General features: G+C 38.1%; 16 protein-coding genes. 7 read left to right on the top strand and 9 right to left on the bottom strand.

What is annotated here, in order from left to right; genetic code table 11:
- Positions 1-10 precede the first annotated feature (10 nt).
- A complete protein-coding gene (locus AC3B6D_RS04835) occupies positions 11-1435 on the bottom strand; it encodes a glycoside hydrolase family 32 protein (protein WP_489775048.1) in 1425 nt (474 codons plus the stop codon).
- A 21-nt stretch (positions 1436-1456) separates the two neighbouring features.
- On the bottom strand, positions 1457-2731 hold the full coding sequence (locus tag AC3B6D_RS04830) for an MFS transporter (protein ID WP_489756794.1): 1275 nt from the start codon (positions 2729-2731) through the stop codon (positions 1457-1459).
- 384 nt (positions 2732-3115) lie between these two features.
- Between AC3B6D_RS04830 and AC3B6D_RS04825 the strand changes: the two genes are divergently transcribed.
- On the top strand, positions 3116-3808 hold the full coding sequence (locus AC3B6D_RS04825; RefSeq protein WP_489756795.1) for a hypothetical protein: 693 nt from the start codon (positions 3116-3118) through the stop codon (positions 3806-3808).
- 146 nt (positions 3809-3954) lie between these two features.
- A complete protein-coding gene (locus AC3B6D_RS04820; protein WP_489775047.1) occupies positions 3955-5430 on the top strand; it encodes a glycoside hydrolase family 1 protein in 1476 nt (491 codons plus the stop codon).
- A gap of 26 nt (positions 5431-5456) precedes the next feature.
- Here AC3B6D_RS04820 and AC3B6D_RS04815 read toward each other — a convergent pair whose 3' ends face one another.
- Genes AC3B6D_RS04815 through trpX form a run of 3 tightly spaced genes read right to left on the bottom strand, consistent with a single transcriptional unit; the run spans position 5457 to position 8156 of the window.
- Positions 5457-6263, bottom strand: a complete 807-nt coding sequence (locus AC3B6D_RS04815; RefSeq protein ID WP_489775046.1) for an ABC transporter ATP-binding protein — start codon at positions 6261-6263, stop codon at positions 5457-5459.
- Positions 6253-7155: an ABC transporter permease gene (locus tag AC3B6D_RS04810; protein ID WP_489756799.1), complete on the bottom strand. Its 903-nt coding sequence runs from the start codon at positions 7153-7155 to the stop codon at positions 6253-6255. Before AC3B6D_RS04810 ends, AC3B6D_RS04815 begins: the two co-directional genes overlap by 11 nt.
- On the bottom strand, positions 7152-8156 hold the full coding sequence (gene trpX / locus AC3B6D_RS04805; RefSeq protein WP_489775045.1) for a tryptophan ABC transporter substrate-binding protein: 1005 nt from the start codon (positions 8154-8156) through the stop codon (positions 7152-7154). Before trpX ends, AC3B6D_RS04810 begins: the two co-directional genes overlap by 4 nt.
- 627 nt (positions 8157-8783) lie before the next feature.
- On the opposite strand from trpX, the gene AC3B6D_RS04800 reads away from it, so the two are divergent.
- Together AC3B6D_RS04800 and AC3B6D_RS04795 are read left to right on the top strand one after the other, a co-directional pair.
- A complete protein-coding gene (locus AC3B6D_RS04800; protein WP_489756797.1) occupies positions 8784-9416 on the top strand; it encodes a hypothetical protein in 633 nt (210 codons plus the stop codon).
- Positions 9417-10189: 773 nt separating this feature from the next.
- Positions 10190-10732: a TetR/AcrR family transcriptional regulator gene (locus tag AC3B6D_RS04795; RefSeq protein WP_489756796.1), complete on the top strand. Its 543-nt coding sequence runs from the start codon at positions 10190-10192 to the stop codon at positions 10730-10732.
- Positions 10733-10798: 66 nt separating this feature from the next.
- Here the strand turns inward: AC3B6D_RS04795 and AC3B6D_RS04790 are convergent, their stop codons facing one another.
- Positions 10799-11491 (bottom strand): hypothetical protein, encoded by a 693-nt coding sequence (locus AC3B6D_RS04790; protein WP_489756795.1) that lies wholly within the window; start codon positions 11489-11491, stop codon positions 10799-10801.
- 314 nt (positions 11492-11805) lie between these two features.
- Positions 11806-13446 carry a peptide ABC transporter substrate-binding protein gene (locus AC3B6D_RS04785; RefSeq protein WP_489775044.1) on the bottom strand — a complete coding sequence of 547 codons (1641 nt, stop codon included), beginning with the start codon at positions 13444-13446 and terminating at the stop codon, positions 11806-11808.
- Between the two features lie 219 nt (positions 13447-13665).
- Between AC3B6D_RS04785 and AC3B6D_RS04780 the strand changes: the two genes are divergently transcribed.
- On the top strand, positions 13666-14193 hold the full coding sequence (locus AC3B6D_RS04780) for a GNAT family N-acetyltransferase (RefSeq protein WP_489756803.1): 528 nt from the start codon (positions 13666-13668) through the stop codon (positions 14191-14193).
- On the opposite strand, the gene AC3B6D_RS04775 is transcribed toward AC3B6D_RS04780, so the two are convergent.
- Together AC3B6D_RS04775 and AC3B6D_RS04770 are read right to left on the bottom strand one after the other, a co-directional pair.
- Entirely contained in the window at positions 14194-15135 is a 942-nt protein-coding gene (locus AC3B6D_RS04775) for an alpha/beta hydrolase (RefSeq protein ID WP_489775043.1), read from the bottom strand.
- Positions 15136-16320 (bottom strand): MFS transporter, encoded by a 1185-nt coding sequence (locus tag AC3B6D_RS04770; protein ID WP_489775042.1) that lies wholly within the window; start codon positions 16318-16320, stop codon positions 15136-15138.
- A gap of 79 nt (positions 16321-16399) precedes the next feature.
- Here AC3B6D_RS04770 and AC3B6D_RS04765 point away from each other — a divergent pair, with 79 nt between their 5' ends.
- On the top strand, positions 16400-17506 hold the full coding sequence (locus AC3B6D_RS04765) for a hypothetical protein (RefSeq protein WP_489775041.1): 1107 nt from the start codon (positions 16400-16402) through the stop codon (positions 17504-17506).
- Positions 17484-18317, top strand: coding sequence for an alpha/beta hydrolase (locus AC3B6D_RS04760; RefSeq protein ID WP_489775040.1), 834 nt, complete (start codon positions 17484-17486; stop codon positions 18315-18317). Before AC3B6D_RS04765 ends, AC3B6D_RS04760 begins: the two co-directional genes overlap by 23 nt.
- Positions 18318-18400: the final 83 nt, after the last annotated feature.

The following is an 18400-nucleotide window of genomic DNA, read 5'->3' as shown; positions in this document are numbered from 1 at the left end:
AACAATCTTTTTAATATTGATTCGTGGCTGCTTCCAACTGGTAAACCAAACTATCAGCTACTCCTTGACCGTCAGCTTGCAGTTGAATTACAGGTGCTTGGTTAAAGTAATAACGTTCACTAAAGACCACTTCGCCTTGATTGACAAAAATTTCTAAGGAACTACGATCAACAAAAATTTGTAATTGCAACTGATCACAATTTTGTAATTGACCATAACGAGCCGTTTCGCGGTCGGTGCGACTCACAATTAATTGCTGTTGCTTAACTAAATAAGTGAGCTTTGTTTGGGCAGTAGTGGTGGGATCTTGAAACATAACTTCGATTTTAGTACCCTGAAATTGTACTAGATCTACGTTTAATTGCCATTCCACCGTGGCTTGATCTTGACTAATGATTATTGGCTTTTCACTTAAGGCACAGCTTTGTTGTTGCAATACCTTTTGTCTTAAGGACTGCACTTCTTGAATCGGTCGCATATATAAATGCTCATTTTGCCAAACTAACTCGCGGGGCAAAGTTAACGCTCCCGACCAACCATCAGCTTGTTCTGGCATGTCACTTTCCCACATTGCTAGCCAGCCAACCACAATGCGCCGGCCATCAGGAGCAAGCATCGTTTGCGTCGCATAAAAGTCATGCCCTAAATCTAATTCGTGAAAACCCATCTGGGCAAACTGCGGTGTTTGATAATCTAGCTGACCCGCAAAGTAAACCGTTTGGTGTAAGTTCAAATATTGCTGGTTTTGTGCTTGAATCCCTTGCGGCGAAGTCAACAATAAGTCTTGACCGTTTAAATGAAACAAATCCGGACACTCCCACATATAACCTTCTAGTTGACTATTTTTAGCTTGCGTCAGTGGTCCTAAATAGTCCCAGTCCACTAAATTATCGGAGCGATACAACAATACGCGGCCCAAGCCAGCCTTAGTTTGCCCACCTAAAATAACATAGTAATGACCGTCATGCTCCCAAACTTTGGGATCGCGAAATTCTTGTGTATTATCGGCTGGCGGTGTAGCAATAACGGGATTATGTTCATATTTGGTAAAATGAATGCCATCAGTGCTATAAGCTAAGTTTTGATTCTGCCAGTAACGATCGGGATCTTTTTCATCATAATAGTTATTACCGGTATAAATTAAATACAAAGTATCATCTTTAACAATCGCACTACCAGAAAAACAACCGTTTTGATCTTCCGCATCGCCTGGTGTTAATGCCACAGGCAAAGTTTCCCAGTGTAATAAATCCTTACTGCGCGCATGACCCCAGTGCATCGGTCCCCATTTAGGGGCATCCGGATAGTACTGATAAAACATATGATAATAACCTTGAAAATAACAAAAACCATTGGGATCATTAATCCAACCCGCTGGAGCCATCAAATGATATCCCAAGCGATAACGCTGATTAGTTACTTGTAAAGCTGTCATTTTTTTACCTCAACTTTTAATTTATGAACGAATAAAGGGATCACCGTTAACATCTTGATCATCTTTTTTCAAAACGAAGAATGCATAAATTCCCGCTAACAAAACTGTAATGGCAATCACATGAAAGGTACTACTATAACCAATATGATCGCGCAAGGTTCCTAAGGGGTTGGACAGTAACACTTGACCAATCTGTGACGCGACTTGAAAGCCAATCATATATAATGTCGCAGATAATTTGGTATCAAAATGTAATGTGAAATAACGGAAGATCGGCAACGAAAACAGTGGTACTTCAATTGAATGTAACATTTTAATGCAGGAAATCGCAACCGGATTATGGAACAAGCCGCAAGCTCCAATACGCACAAACATAACTGTCACACCAAGTAATAAGGCATTTCGGACACCAATTTTCCGCATCAAGATCGGCACTAAACTCATCATTAAAGCTTCGCAAAAAACTTGAATCGAATTTAACGTACCATACATATGTTGACCCAAAGCGGGATTAGCAAATAATTTCGTATAAAAATCTGGGAACATTTGTTGATCAAAAACCGTATAGAAAGTATTCGTAAACATAATAAAGATAATAATGAGCCATAACTCTTTCATTTTTAACAAACTCAACATATCTTTCAGAGATGGTGTATCACTGCCTTCGCCTTCAAAAGTTAGGTTTTGATCCACCGTTTTTTCTTGTTTAGGCTTCCAAAAGATTAATTCCAATAATAGCAACACCCCAAATCCCGAGGCTACGACAAAATTCAGTTTGGGATTAATGACAAAGAGATATCCTGCTAATAGTGCCACCATTGCATAACCAAAAGAACCCCAAGCCCGCGCTTGACCATATTCAAAATCAAAGCGGCGACTCATCTTTTCTGCCACGGCTTCAAAAATTCCCGAAGCCGATAAGAAACCGGCTGATAAAAAGACGGCCCCGACAATAATTCCTAAAATAAAATGATGACTTAATAATGGTGCGTAAATCCAGACAAAAAACGGTCCGATTAAAGCATCTAAAATTGCACAAAAAATTAATAAGTAACGTTTAATCACTAATTTATCCTGTAAAGTACCATAGATAAACATTAAACATAGAGTAACTAACGAATTGGCTGAATAAATAGTTCCCACAGCACCACCAGATAAACCTAAACCATTTTGTTTAGAAGTCAGCCAAACTTGAAAGAATGACCACCAAACACCCCAAGATGCAAAAAACAAAAGTAACGTCACTGAATTTTGTAAATAAGAAGGATTCTTCAGCGTTTTTTTAAGATTTAACATACAAATTTCAATCCTTTCTGCGGTGACTCTGACTGTCAACCGGTTATCATAATCTTAAAACGTTTACAGATATTATTATATGATTTCGTTTTCATATGTCAACCGGTTATCATATTTTTAGATAATCTTTTTTTAATCCATTAATCATCAAATGAAACGAAATATCAAAGTTTAATCCTTTTTTTGGAAATTCTGTCCCACTTTTGAAACAATTATCCGACAATTACTTTTGTTGTGTCGTTTCTGCAACACTTCAACCATTCTTGTAGTGGTTCTTTGCCTAAATTTTGGTTAATATACAATTGTCAACTGAGAGAAGTTCTCTCATCTGATCATAATTGTAGAACATTGTAACTTAAGACCTCTTATTAGGAGGTTGTTACAATGAAAACATTTTTAAGTCTTTTAAGCGTTTTAGCATTAAACGCTTCTGTGGTTTTTACTAATCCTGCTGGTTACTCCCCTAGTGCCGCAGCTGATGATGTAAAAACTGAAACAATGAGTGCTGTAAACCCCATATCAAATAATAAAAAACAGCAACCCATTCAAGTTAAGTCGGAATTAGCCAGTACTCCCCATACTGGTAGTTCTCTTAACTACTTCCCCAAAGACACTACTAGTCAAATGAATCAAAGTTCTCCCCAGAACAATGAATCAAAACAAACGGTACCTTCCCCCCAAGCAGATACCGCAAAGACCCCAACGTTGAGTGGTCAGCAAAGTAGTGATACTACTAATGCCATCGCGTTTAACAATGTTAAGTTTCCAATCGGAGATTTCCACGGCAATGGAAATGTTCCCGGAGATGGACATATTTATCGTTGGGATGACGCACCAGTTGATAATTGGTTTTTACTAGAGCGTTCAACACCGCAAGCAAACATGGTCTGGAAGTTACAAGTAGGTTCTACAATTTCGGCAAATAATCAGACATATCATGTATATTCCATTTTAAATGGAGTGAGTCATAGTGACCCACGGCCTATGGAAGCTTTAAAGAGCAATGGTGGGATTTTAATTCAAACATGTGAACAACCAGTTTACAATTCCCCGTTAACCTTTGTGCTCGCTAAATAAATAATTGTAGATAAAAATAAAAGCCTTATCGTTTCTATGATGAACGATAAGGCTTTTTGTCTGCAATTAATCTAAGAATAAAGTCGTATAATCATGGTAAAATGAAAACGGTCAACTAATTTTGGAGTAAAGAGGTTAGATAATTAATGGTGCAAGATACAAAATTGCCACAAGGTTTCTTGTGGGGTGGGGCGACAGCAGATTTTCAATATGAAGGTGGTTTTAATGAAGGTGGTCGTGGCATCTTATCACGTGATTATGAAACTGCCGGTTCCAAAGCCCACCCGCGACATCACACGCTGCAAGATGCTCAGGGCAATTTGCTTCAACCCAAAAGTTCCTTTTTTGACGCTGATTCGGTGCCTGCAGATGCCCAACCAGTATTTTTAGAGCAGCAATATTATCCTAGTCATCAAGCGGTCGACTTTTATCATCATTATCAAGAGGATATTAAGCTGATGGCTGGCATGGGCTTTAATGTTTTTCGCTTTTCGATTTGTTGGAGTCGAATTTTTCCAACGGGTGAAGAAGATCAACCGAATCCAGCGGGTTTAAAATTTTATGATGACGTCATTAATGAATTAGCCAAATATCAGATGGAACCGTTAATTACGATTTGTCACGATGAATTACCAATGAATTTGGCACAAAAATATAATGGCTGGGCGTCTACCAAAGTGATTGATTACTATGTTAAATATGCGCGCACATTATTTGAGGCTTTTGGTGATCGCTGTCGTTACTGGTTAACCTTTAATGAAATTAATGCCGTCCGTGGCTTTGGTCCAACGGGTGTGCGACAAGCCAGTGGTCAACAACGTTATCAAGCAGCTCATAATATGTTTGTCGCTTCTGCGAAAGTAGTTCAATTAGGACATCAACTCATGCCCAAAAGTCAATTTGGGGCCATGTATGCCATGAGCGGCCTTTATCCAGCTACTTGTAAACCGGAAGATGTCTTCTGGCAGCTGCAAGAACGGCGTGAAAATTGGTATTTTATAGATGTGATGAGTCGGGGCTATTATCCTAACTATGCTCCCGAAGTTTGGCAGCATCACGGTTTTCAACACTTGGACATTACTGCGGCAGATCGCAAAATTTTACAAGCGGGACAATTAGACTACATTGCTTTTAGTTATTATCGTTCAAATACGACGCAAGCTCAGGATCAATGGTTTAATGTTGGCGGACATTCCAATCCATATTTACCAGCTACGCCTTGGGGTTGGCCCGTTGATCCGTTGGGGTTAAGGTATTGTATGAATGAAATCTATGATCGCCTGCAAAAGCCCATCTTTATTGTAGAAAATGGATTAGGAGCGGAGGATCAAGTTGATGAACATGGTTATGTGGCCGATGATTACCGAATTGATTATCTGAAACAACACCTAACTGCGATGGCCGCGGCAATTAATATTGATCATGTGCCATGTCTGGGATATACGATGTGGGGCCCAATTGATTTAGTTTCGCTGTCCACAGGTGAAATGAAAAAACGTTACGGTCTAATTTATGTGGATATGGATGATCAGGGCCGAGGAACTTTAAACAGAACGCCTAAAAAGTCCTATTATTGGCTGAAAAAGATTATTGCAACTAATGGCGCAGCCTTGACTGAATAGCCGTCCTTAATAAAAGGGATTGCATGTTAGGACTGAGAAATATTTTCTGGAGATTCGTGCGCGGATTGGGTTAAGAGTGCAGCTAACGCAGTAGCGGTTAGCTGCTTTTTTTCAGCGGCTGTAAAATCAGCTTGAATTTGCCCCTGATTTAAAACAATTAGCCGATTACCATATTGGAGTGCATCTTCAAGATGGTGGGTAATCATTAAGCAAGTTAAGTGTTGTTGGGTAACAATCTGGTTAGTCTGGTCCAGTAATTGTTGACTACTATGCGGATCTAATGCAGCGGTATGCTCATCTAATAATAAAAGCTCGGGTTGGTTTAAGGTGGCCATCAAAAAACTTAAAGTTTGTCTTTGACCGCCAGATAAATTTTCGGTTGGAGTGTCGAGACGTTGGTTCAAGCTATTGCCGATGCGGGTAGTTAGTGCTTTGATTTGGGGCCGATTAGCTTGCAAATGACGAAAATGTAACCCCCGCTTTTGCCCTCTTTTAGTTGCTAATAAAATATTTTCGGCCACCGTCATTCTAGGTGCGGTACCACTTTTAGGGTCTTGGAAAACCCGGCTTAAAAATTTAGTACGTTGGGCAATTGAAGTTGTCGTAATATCTTTTTTATGGTGTAAAATTTGCCCATAATTTGGTTTAATATCTCCCGCTAACACGTTAAACAAAGTCGATTTACCGGCACCATTAGCACCAACAATGGTAATGAAATCTCCAGGATAAATTTGGAAATTTAGTTGATTAAGGATAGTAGCCTCATTATTCGTCTTTTGGTTAACTAAAGTGGTAATGTTTTTTAATTGTAGGATTGGTTGGCTATTTGTCATTATTAGGGCCTCCTTTTGCAAAAATAGTGTCTAATTTTAACCAATGTCGCAATTGCGGTAACATCAAACAAATGGCTAAGATAATGGCCGAAATCAAATTTAAATCATTAGTCGAAAAACCTAGTTGCAGAACAATTAGGAGAATAAAGCGATAAATAATACTACCTAAAGTGACCGCAATTAAGCGCTGATTGAGGGTTAATTCGCCAAAAACAACTTCGCCAATAATGATGGACGCTAAAGCAATTACAATAATGCCAATACCCATATTAGCGTCAGCGTAACCATTATTTTGAGCGATTAAGGCGCCACTGAGTCCAACCAAACCATTGGAAATGGCTAAACCTAGAATCGTCATATTATCGGTGTTAATGCCTAACGACTGCGCCATGGTCGGATTATCACCAGTTACAATGAAAGCTTGGCCTAAGTCAGTCATTAAAAAGCAGCAAATTAATCCAGTAATAATAATGATAGCCAACCCACCAATGGTAATACTGTCAAAATAACGGGGTAAAGTTTTGAAGAAAGCGGCAGTGAAAAAAGTTTTTTGGCCTAGTAGTGAGACATTAGCGCCCCCCATAATTCGTAGGTTAACGGATAGACAGCCAGTCATAACTAAAATGCCCGCTAATAAGATGGGAATCTTCCCCTTTGTATATAACAATCCAGTAATTAAGCCTCCCACAGCTCCTGCTAAACAACCCAAAATGGTGGCTATTAAAGGTGAAAGACCATGGGTAATGGCAGTTACAGTAACCGCTGCCCCTAGAGGAAAGGTTCCTTCAACGGTCATATCAGCAAAATTGAGAATACGAAAAGTTAAAAACAACGCAATACCTAAAATAGCCCAGAGTAATCCTTGCCCGATACTTGATGTAATTAAACTCATTTGATAATGCCTCCATCTCTTTGCGCAGCTTGCATAATTTTAGCGGGAACATGTAAATGCAGGCGCTGAACTTCTTTTTCATTGATAAGATAATGTCCTTTGATCACGTGTTGCACCGGATAATTAGCGGTTTGGTGTCCATGTAAAACATTGCCCGCCATTTCGCCAGCTACGATTCCTAAATCTTTTTGCTTAATTGCATAAGCAGCACTGCCACCATCAGGCACCATGGTTTCCGCACAAGGGAAAACCGGAATGTTAGCATTATTAGTTACTTTGACTAAAGTCTTCATCGCGGAAGCAATGCCATTATCTTGGGGAGCGTAAACGGCATCGACTTGTGTCACCATTTGGGCAGCAACTTGTTGTAAATCATTGGTGTTCGTGATAGTGAACAATTTGGGTGTTAAACCTGCTTGGCGGACCACTTTGGCAAAAGCATGGGCGTTAGTTTGCCCACCATGATCAGAGGAAGTATAGATAATACCAATTCTTTGAGCCTGTGGCATGATAGTTCTAATGAGTTTGAACTGTTGTTTAACAGGATTCAAACCAGAAGAACCTGTAATATTAGCACCTGGATGGCGTTCGGACTTGACTAAGCCACTAGAAGCAGGAGCAGAAATGCCGGCTAACATAATGGGAGTATTACTTTGAGCACTGTTGGCTAAAGCCTGTGCAGCTGGAGTAGCGATCCCGACTAACAAATGATCTTTGTTAGCTAATTGTTGGGACATAGTTTTGAGATTGCTTTGATCACCCTGCGCATTTAAAAAATCAATCCGCAAATTTTTACCGACAATAAATCCTTTTTTCTTTAATCCTAGAACTACGCCTTTATGAATTTGATCCAGGGCGGGATGAGTGACCATTTGTAAAATTCCCACACGCGTCACTTGCGTGGAATTGGTAGCAGTTTGGGTGTTTGCTTTGGGATTTTGAAAGAAAGCAAAGCCCAGAAAAATCAATATTAGACTAATAAATGTTAGCATTCGTTTCATGATTCACCTCGTTAAATTATCCGGGCAAATAAAAAAGGCAAACCAGCATTACTCTGGTTTGCCCTTGAGAAGCCAAAGTCTGCTGTGTTAGAACCATGCAGGCTTTGGGAATGAAAAAATAAGTCAGCACGGATACAAACTGTTTGCCAGATCGTATCCGCTTAGAACGACTACGATCAGCAGTGCTGGCTTTGCCAAGATAGTTGAACGTTACTAATTGTTAACTGACTCATGTTGATCATCCTTTCATGTCTAAATTGGCATTAGTATAACTGAGACTTTGAGCAATGTCAACTTAATCTGAATAAGAGTTTGGAAGCTATCGAAGCTTTTAATGAGTAACAAAGTATGAAGACAATGAGAGATTATTGGTGCTAGACTAAGAAAAATGGGTAAAATGGATATGAATTTTATTTATTCTCATTTTTTATGAAATAGTGTTTCATTTATGGGACGATTATCCGACAACGTTTTTGATTGTGTCGTTTTTGCAACATTTTAACAACAGCTGTCGTTGTTATTAAGAATTGATGTGGTTATTATATAGTTGTTCCTTAAAAGGGACATTTAAACAAACTTGTAATACTCGTGATTTTGGACCTCTGGCTAATTAAGGAGGCAACCAACATGAAAGGTAAAACTTTATTAACAATTTTCAGTGCTTTAGCAATTAACTTAGCACTACCGATTGGACAGATGAATCGTCAAACTTTGGCGGATAGAAATACTGTTCAGCCGACACAAGAAATTACTGTTAATCATCAAGAACAAGCAACTAAAACCATTAAAACAACTAATAATAATCAACCAGTGAAATCTTCCCCCGCAGTGGTAAACACAACAAGCGGTTCTAGCACTGCAGTTTCACAGGCGAGTGTCACCATTATTGATCCTAGTCATCCTGAAAGTTATCCCCGAGATGTGATGACAATTGATAATTCAACTTATCAAGTCGCAGATTACCACGGCAATGGTATTATTCCCGACTCAGGTAAGGTTTATCACTGGACCGATGCACCACGCGATAATTGGTTTTTACTAGAACGTACAGGAACGCAAGCAAACATGGTTCAAAATTTACGAGTAGGTACAAAGGTTGTAGTTAATCAAAAAAGCTATCAAGTTTATGATTTACTAGCTAAAACTGATCAAAGTACTTCTCGTCCTGCTGCTATTCAAGCAGAAAATGGTGGCATTGTTCTTTACATTCAAACCACTAACAATCAAAAAGTTTCTAACTTTTATGTACTAGCTAAATAATAATTAAGACAAAGCATTGATCTGAAATTATATCAATGCTTTTTTTGTAGGTTAAAATATTGCGGTGGGCACAAAAGCTCTGAGAAGTTGAGTACTAACTGGTCAGTTAGTGTTACTGGCAAAAGCAACGATTATTTTTACATAAGGTCAGGTTCACTTATTAATTATTGCAAAAGTTGCGAAAAAATTATTTATTTTGTAATTTAATATTGACTAATCTGAGTGAAATTGCACTTGATTTTTCAGAAAAATAAAAGATAATGGGTTGAAATAAATTAATCATTGCACAAGCTTAGCTACTAGCTAGTGGGCAATTTGTTTTCTGAAAGGCTTTTGTTGAGGAAAGGGTGAACAATTACTTTAATTCAAAACCCCTACTGATGGGGATTTGCCTCAAGATCCAGCAAATAAAAATAATTTAACTGGATTTAGGGTGTTATTTTATAGTTCTACGTGCTATAATATTAATTGTGCAATGATAGAACTTACTTAATTAGACTATGATCCGTTTGCTTGCGGTACTGTACGTTTTAATAAAAGGTAATTATCATTAGTGCGTTAAAAAAACCAATAAGTTTTAATAGCATATTGTTCTATTGCCGTAGAATAGTTATTAGCTTATTGATAGTAATAGATAAAATAACATTAAGACACTTTATCTGGATTCATTGTTCTGGGGAGGACTTTGGTAATTCGATATGTAGTGTCTTTTTTGTTACATTTATTTGACTTAGGGTTTATGATAAACATGTATGGGTATTGGGGGGATTCTCATGTTAACAAAATCAGCACGTTTTAACTATACTAAACTAATGTTACAAACTTCTTTAGTTCAATTGATGCAGAAGAAGATGTTAGATGACATTACTATCAAAGAGTTGTGCAATGTAGCTAATGTGAATCGATCGACTTTTTATGCACATTATCGTAATACTTATGAAATCATGATAGAAATCATCGAGCAAAATTGTGATCTTTGGATTAATGCGGTAAGGGAGTGCCGTAAACAACCAGATTTCTTGGCAGCATATACTAAAATTTTGACGCAGGCACTTTTAAAAATTAAAGATGATAATCAAAAGTTTCGGGTGTTGTGTAGCGATGAATGTTTCTTTTTATTTGTCAAAACGTTAACTAACTATATTGTTAAAGGAGTATTACCACATAAATCTTTTGATTTAGTTTGGTATAATGTGGAAGGCGGTTTAGGTGCTGTGCGGCAATGGTATTTTGATGGGTCAAAAGAACCAGCCGAGGAATTAAGTCAACATCTAGCAGAGATATCGTATAAGAATTTGTTTTTAGATAATGATTAATCAAATCAAGCTACTAAAAAAGATTAGACCAACGTGTCTAATCTTTTTATTTTTATCTACAATTATTTATTTAGCGAGCACAAAGGTTAGCGGGGAATTGTAAACTGGTTGTTCACATGTTTGAATTAAAATCCCACCATTGCTCTTTAAAGCTTCCATAGGCCGTGGGTCACTATGACTCACTCCATTTAAAATGGAATATACATGATATGTCTGATTATTTGCCGAAATTGTAGAACCTACTTGTAACTTCCAGACCATGTTTGCTTGCGGTGTTGAACGCTCTAGTAAAAACCAATTATCAACTGGTGCGTCATCCCAACGATAAATATGTCCATCTCCGGGAACATTTCCATTGCCGTGGAAATCTCCGATTGGAAACTTAACATTGTTAAACGCGATGGCATTAGTAGTATCACTACTTTGCTGACCACTCAACGTTGGGGTCTTTGCGGTATCTGCTTGGGGGGAAGGTACCGTTTGTTTTGATTCATTGTTCTGGGGAGAACTTTGATTCATTTGACTAGTAGTGTCTTTGGGGAAGTAGTTAAGAGAACTACCAGTATGGGGAGTACTGGCTAATTCCGACTTAACTTGAATGGGTTGCTGTTTTTTATTATTTGATATGGGGTTTACAGCACTCATTGTTTCAGTTTTTACATCATCAGCTGCGGCACTAGGGGAGTAACCAGCAGGATTAGTAAAAACCACAGAAGCGTTTAATGCTAAAACGCTTAAAAGACTTAAAAATGTTTTCATTGTAACAACCTCCTAATAAGAGGTCTTAAGTTACAATGTTCTACAATTATGATCAGATGAGAGAACTTCTCTCAGTTGACAATTGTATATTAACCAAAATTTAGGCAAAGAACCACTACAAGAATGGTTGAAGTGTTGCAGAAACGACACAACAAAAGTAATTGTCGGATAATTGTTTCAAAAGTGGGACAGAATTTCCAAAAAAAGGATTAAACTTTGATATTTCGTTTCATTTGATGCGGAAAGCAAAAAAATAGAATCTTCATTAAAGTTGTCTTTCGACACACTTGAAGATTCTATCAAACATTCTTCAACTACTTTTTCAGACGGACGTTAGTCATGTTATACATATTGTCCGGATTCAAATCCAGGTTCTTAATTCTAGATTTCGTCATAAAGGCTTGACCATTTTGATATAGCGGAATGACACCTTGTTGTTCATTAATGATATCTTGCGCTGCTTTCATATCGTTCCAACGTGCGGTGACATTATTGGCATCTTCATTCATGCTCTTATTCAATAAAGCGTCATACTGTGGATTACTCCACTTACCACTATTATAAGAATTATTAGTCATAAATAAGGTTAAGAAATTAATCGGATCTGGAAAATCTGCATTCCATTGCGTAATGACCATATCAAAGTCTCCACTCACTGAGCGACTGAGTCGACTCTTATACGGTACATTATTCAATGTAACTTTCAAACCTGGTAATTTTTGTAATTGACTTTGTAAAAATTCACTTTGTTGTTTGGCAATATCCGTATCGTCACTTAACAAAACCAAATTAAATTTTTTCTTGGTTTGACCACTTTCTTGTAATCCTTGTTTCCATAACTGCTTAGCTTTAGCCAAATCATATTTGGTATAGGCTTTACCAGTGCCACTCGTTTCACTGACAAAATCTTTCGATTGATACTTAGGATCATAAGCCATATCAGCAGCCGTTACAGAAGTAGCTACTGAAGTTCCATTACCCAAAACTTTTTTCGTCAATTGTTTGCGGTCAATTGCAAAGGATAAAGCTTGCCGAATTTTTTGATTCTTGAACATCGGCAACTTCTTCTGGTTGAGTTCAATATAATCAGTCGAATTTTGCTTTTGGACGCTATAACCCTTGGAATTCTTCATTTGTTTAGAAGTATCGCCACTCAATTCCGCACGGTCCAACTTATCCGATTGATACAAATTCAACGCAGTCGAAGCATCTTTGACGACTTGGTATTTCAAAGTTTTGACCTTAACGTGCTTGGCATTCCAATAAGTATTATTCTTAACTTCAGTCCACGTATTATCGGAATTACTCCAATTCTGCAATTTGTAGGGTCCATCGAAAACTAAAGTCTTCGAATTGGTTCCATACTTCTTCCCCCACTTTTTAGTGGCCCGCGGATTCTGCGGATAAAATTGCGAGCCCGTTAATAATTCATTAAAATATGGAATTGGCTTCTCTAGAGTAACCTGTAAAGTATGTGCATCTAAGGCTTTAACCCCCAAAGAATCCACTGGTTTTTTCCCGGCAGTAATCGCCTTGGCGTTAGCAATCCCCTCATAGATATAAGCGTATTGAGATTTAGTTTGGGGATTAACCGTCCGCCGCCAAGAATTAACAAAATCGTTAGCCACTACTGGATCGCCATTGCTCCATTTAGCGTTCTTGCGTAATGGAAAGGTATAAGTTAAACCGTTATTGGTTGGCTTAACCACTTTAGTGGATAATTCTGGTTCGATAGTCTTACCATTATAACGATATAAACCTGCCATGGTATTCTGTGCCGCTTGCGCGCTCAAAATATCAGTCATCATGGAAGTATCCATGGTTGCTAACAGGTCTTTGGACATAATCCGCACTTCATTAGTGGGCGCTTGAGCCTGTTTGGAACCACAGCCTACCATTAATACAGCCGCCGTCAAGGTCATGCCACCACCCAGCAACATCTTTGGTAACTTCATTGCTCCCATCTCTTCTCCCTTAAATTTTGTAGCCGTTTAGTTGTGTTGAGTTTACTCTCTTTTTAATTAAAAGTAAATGAGATGTTGTGGCTATTTTTATAATTATTATTAATGTAAAAATAATCAGCAACCCGACCAACACGAACCAAACACTTGAGTTACGCGTTTAAAACTACTATAATCACTTTTATTAAGATTAATTATGAGGAGATTTTTTTAATGCCAGCAACTTTTCGTTTAGCGACGCTGCCAGATTTAAGTACCATCGTTACCATTTATAACCAAAGTATTCCTATCCAAACGATTACCGCCGATTTAGAACCCGTTACTGTCGCCCAACGCCAAAGCTGGTTTTTAGAACATCAACAAAATCCCCTACGTCCGTTATGGGTTATTTTACAAAAGCAACAAATTGTGGGCTGGGCTAGCTTATCCGATTTTTATGGTCGGGCTGCTTATCAAACTACCAGTGAAATCAGTATTTATTTAGATAAGAATGCACAACATCAAGGTCTCGGCCAAGCCACCCTAGATTTTATTTTTCCGCAATTAAAAAGTTTGCATATAAAAACAGTTGTTGCCTATATTTTTAGTGCCAACTTAGCCAGTGAACATTTATTTAGTAAAAATAATTTCCAACGTTGGGGTCACTTACCGGCCGTAGCCAATAATCAAGGCAAAGTTTTGGACTTAGATATTTGGGGCCGCCACTTTCAAGATTTTTGCAGTAAAAAAGCTGGTCATTAATCACTGACCAGCTTCAAACTTATTTTTGACCGTGAACTGTGCACAGAATTGTTGAATCACTTGTGCGTAACGCTGCGGATCACTTTCAATGGAACGAATATGACTCCCATCAACAAAGTCCACCAATTGCACTACTGAGGTTGCTCCTTGCATTAATTGAGCTGACATTTGTGGCGGCACCGTCGTATCTTTTAAACCACGAATTAACAAAACCGGGACTTTCGTTTGCTGCAATGCTGGTCGGACATCAATTTGCGCATAACTGGCACCAAACTTAACTTTCGACCATAATGAAATCAACTGGGTTATGGCTTTACTAGGCAACTTAAACTGACGATGAATAGTATACTCACTAATAGACTGGGCATTAGTGTAACTAGAATCAGCAATCACGCCAGCTAATTGTGGCGGCAAAGATAAAGCCAAACTCTGTAAAACAGTCGCTGCTCCCATCGACGCCCCAAATAAAATCAAAGGTGCCTGTAATTGAGATTGTTGTTGTAGCCACTGCAGCCACAACTGCACATCGTATTTTTCCAAATAACCATAACTTAAATAATCACCTCCACTTAAACCCGCAGCGCGATTATCAGGTTGTAAAACGTTATAGCCCAATTGATAAAATAAACCACCAATTTTATCTAATGAATGATGATCCACCCCAAAACCATGAACAATTAAAACCGTTCCTAAGTTTTGGGGATTACTGGTCAAAAAGCCCGTTAACGTCCAGCCATCATGGGCTACTAACTGGACTGTGCGATGTGGTAATTGTTCAAACTGTTGGGCCCATTTCATGGCCTGGTTGGTGGATGAGTATTGTGGTGGTTGCGTTTTTAACGCTGAACTGTCACGACGCTGTACATATTCAAACAAGACTTTTCCGATTAGTAAAGGAACTGTTCCTAAAACTGTTACACCGGCTAATTTTTTCTTAAACATTTATCGGACCTCCTTTACTAAAAAAACGCCCATGGCAGCTAATGTAATCGTAATAAAAATCAATAAAAATAGATTATTAAAAGTCCATTGAGTTGCCAATAGACTGCCTAAATAAGGACCGACAGCCCGTCCTAATGAACCAAAGATGACATAAAAGCTTTGATAGCGTCCTTGGTTATCCGCGTTCGCAAATTTATTGAGTAAGGCAGGAATGGTGGGGAACGTAACTGATTCTCCAATGGTTAGTAATAACATGCTCCACACATATTGACTATAATGTGTCGCATTAGGTAACAATAAAAATGACCCCGCCATAATCAATAATCCCGTACCAATCTGAAATTTTAAGGATTGAAACAAATGCGTCATGATTTGATTCATCAAGGGCTGAATAATAATCAGTGACGCCGCGTTAATACTAAATAATAAACTATACTGGTGCATTGTTAAATGCCGATCTAACATATATAAGGACATATTGCTATCCCACTGTGAGTAACCTAACCAGACAATTAAAGTGGCTAAGCATAAAAGTATCAAATTCAACCTCAAATGTTGGGACTTTAACTGGTTAGTGTGCCCATTATTAGTTGAAGGAGCGTGGTAGTTTGCATGCTGGACCTGTTGAACGCCATCCAAGATCGAACCACGCCAAAACACAATTACCAAACACAAGCCAAAACACAATGCTGGCAAAAAGAAAGTTAAAAAAATACTACTTTGAAAAATGACACTCACCAGCATGGAGCCAATGGCAATCCCGACATTAGCTGCCAGATACATTGCATTGAAAACCTTTTGGGGCGTATGACTTTGCTGAGCTGCCACCGCCGTATATGAGTTCACCGCCGTATAACTAATGCCCATGCCTAAGCCTACGATCACTAACCAAATGGGATACAAGGGCCACTGATGATTAACCGCCATAATCACAAAACCGAGTGCTGATAATAAATAGCCACAGCACAACGTTTTCGTATGCGAAAACCGATCAAACAAATAACCGCCCAACGCATTACCCAGCATCATCACTAAAGAATAGATCATTAGGACCCAACCAGCAGTAATCATTGATTCGTGTAAATATTTCGTTATAAAAATAGTATTCACTGGTAAAATAAAGCCCATAACGAGATTAAAAATTACATTCATAATTAATAACCACCGTTGCTGTTCATTTGCCATCGAAGAATTCCTTTCCGTTTTTGGATTAAGTCATAGTTACTAACATCTAGCCACAATCTTTTGAAGAGGAGCATTTAGATTGAACATTCATTTATCAAATATTAAACAACAAGGACAACAAATCTTAACTTGGCTCTATCCTTTTGTCCTAGTTGATGCTTATTCACATCTCATCACTAGTAGCGTTATAAACCCGAATGGTTTTTTACGTCATCTCTTACATTTACCGAACCTCAGTCACTATTTACCCTTATTCCTAAATTTAAATAATTTATTGGAGTTCGGTATTTTATTACTACTTAGCTATCTTATTTCACAAAAATTCCAGTCGCAAGCATCTTTAGTCACACATTGCTGCACTTGCTTAGTAATTATTTTAACTTGTTTAAACCATGATACCAATCTTTATCTGAATCAACCACCGATTTTATTGGTGATTATTATTAGTTTGATGAGTTCCTTAATTTTAAGTCGTCTCCACTGTCCCACCTTGATTATTACTGTGGCTATTATTTTAGGCTATAGCTTAAATTGGTTAAACCCCTTGAGTTGGTTCAATAATATTCCTGGTATTTCCACTAATGTTCAAAAAATTCAACCACTCAGTTTATTTTTTCTGACAATTATTCGTTGTCTGGGCAGTTGGCTCGGGCTCATCAATCCCTTTAATGCTAAAAGTCAAGCCATCAACTCACCCGCAGCTACTGCCAATTTGAGTGCTGCTTTATCACATCAAAGTTTGCCTTATCCATTGAATACCCATTCGCTTTATACTAGCTATGCCTTTTTAGGAGGAATCGGGTGCTGTTTGGGGTTAATTTTTGCGCTTTTGTATTATCATCGCTACCAAATCGTGCTCGAAAATTTGATTCCCAGCATGTTTGGACTGAACGCCCCATTACTCATTAAACTACCAGTCTTATTCAATTATCGCTTCCTAATTCCCTTTATTGTGAGCCCCTTAGTCAGCATGCTGATTGGTTACTGTTTCATTAATTTGAAATGGGCGTCACCTGCCATTTACCAAATTTTTGCCGGCACCCCAACTTTTCTTTGGAACTTTTTAGGAACCAATGGCAACTGGGCAGCTTTGTTCGCGACTCTTTTAGCCATCCTTAGTTCCACTTTAATTTATTTGCCATTTGTGAAAGCGGAGGTTGCCCATGAAAAAATCACTGTGGATTAAAATTATTCTCTTGATCTTTGTCCTCAGCAGTATTCCTGCCTATTTTCAAATGAAGCAGGCTGTTTATAGTGAAAAAGCGTTCCACAATTCAACACTATCCCCGGTGATCTTTATCCCTGGCAGTTCTGCTTCACAAAATCGCTTTGATGATTTATTAAAGCAATATAATACCCCTAAAAAAAGACATAGTATTGTCAAAATTACGGTGCGGACGAACAATCACTTGCATGTGACGGGAAAAATTACTGCTCATGATAAACAACCTTTTATTGTGATTGCTTTTCAAAATAACGCTGACGGATACCAGAATATTAAAAAGCAAACTTACTGGCTCAAATTAGCTATCAATTATTTAACTGCTAATTATAACTTTAACAACTTCTCTGCCGTCGGTCACTCTAACGGCGGCTTAATTTGGACGTGGTATTTAGAAAAATATTTTAATCAAAACGCTTTGCGTATCAATCATTTAATTACCATTGGTACGCCCTACAATTCTTTAGAATCCAATATCAAAAATCAAACCGCAATTTTTCACCAATTACACCAGCACCGCCAACAATTACCCAAGAATTTAATTGTCGATTCCATTGCGGGCACTAAAAATTATCAAGATGATGGCACTGTACCTTATCAAAGTGTCGAAGCGGGTAAATATATTTTTCAAAATACGGTCGCTAAATACACACAGGCCACCGTCACTGGTGACGATAGTGAGCATTCCAGTTTATTAGCTAACCAACAAGTTCGAACCATTATTCGTGAAAACATCTTGAACCAATTTAATTTTAATAATGAAAAAAAGCCATAACTTTTGTTATGGCTTTTTTAAAGGGATATTACTTCAAGTAATATTTATCATCAGTTCACATCTAATGATAAAAATGTCACCAT

Source organism: Bombilactobacillus sp. ESL1097 (genome assembly GCF_058107205.1).
Note: the sequence above shows the minus strand (reverse complement) of the source record. Positions and strands in the feature narration are given on the sequence as shown.

Excerpts from the sequence above, each read along its gene's own strand:
- AC3B6D_RS04795 (WP_489756796.1), top strand. The coding sequence starts at position 10,190 with ATGTTAACAAAATCAGCACGTTTTAACTATACTAAACTAATGTTACAA.
- AC3B6D_RS04770 (WP_489775042.1), bottom strand. The coding sequence starts at position 16,320 with ATGGCAAATGAACAGCAACGGTGGTTATTAATTATGAATGTAATTTTT.
- AC3B6D_RS04810 (WP_489756799.1), bottom strand. The coding sequence starts at position 7,155 with ATGAGTTTAATTACATCAAGTATCGGGCAAGGATTACTCTGGGCTATT.
- AC3B6D_RS04825 (WP_489756795.1), top strand. The coding sequence starts at position 3,116 with ATGAAAACATTTTTAAGTCTTTTAAGCGTTTTAGCATTAAACGCTTCT.
- trpX (WP_489775045.1), bottom strand. The coding sequence starts at position 8,156 with ATGAAACGAATGCTAACATTTATTAGTCTAATATTGATTTTTCTGGGC.
- AC3B6D_RS04760 (WP_489775040.1), top strand. The coding sequence starts at position 17,484 with ATGAAAAAATCACTGTGGATTAAAATTATTCTCTTGATCTTTGTCCTC.
- AC3B6D_RS04790 (WP_489756795.1), bottom strand. The coding sequence starts at position 11,491 with ATGAAAACATTTTTAAGTCTTTTAAGCGTTTTAGCATTAAACGCTTCT.
- AC3B6D_RS04815 (WP_489775046.1), bottom strand. The coding sequence starts at position 6,263 with ATGACAAATAGCCAACCAATCCTACAATTAAAAAACATTACCACTTTA.
- AC3B6D_RS04835 (WP_489775048.1), bottom strand. The coding sequence starts at position 1,435 with ATGACAGCTTTACAAGTAACTAATCAGCGTTATCGCTTGGGATATCAT.
- AC3B6D_RS04775 (WP_489775043.1), bottom strand. The coding sequence starts at position 15,135 with ATGTTTAAGAAAAAATTAGCCGGTGTAACAGTTTTAGGAACAGTTCCT.
- AC3B6D_RS04780 (WP_489756803.1), top strand. The coding sequence starts at position 13,666 with ATGCCAGCAACTTTTCGTTTAGCGACGCTGCCAGATTTAAGTACCATC.
- AC3B6D_RS04785 (WP_489775044.1), bottom strand. The coding sequence starts at position 13,446 with ATGAAGTTACCAAAGATGTTGCTGGGTGGTGGCATGACCTTGACGGCG.
- AC3B6D_RS04830 (WP_489756794.1), bottom strand. The coding sequence starts at position 2,731 with ATGTTAAATCTTAAAAAAACGCTGAAGAATCCTTCTTATTTACAAAAT.
- AC3B6D_RS04820 (WP_489775047.1), top strand. The coding sequence starts at position 3,955 with ATGGTGCAAGATACAAAATTGCCACAAGGTTTCTTGTGGGGTGGGGCG.
- AC3B6D_RS04800 (WP_489756797.1), top strand. The coding sequence starts at position 8,784 with ATGAAAGGTAAAACTTTATTAACAATTTTCAGTGCTTTAGCAATTAAC.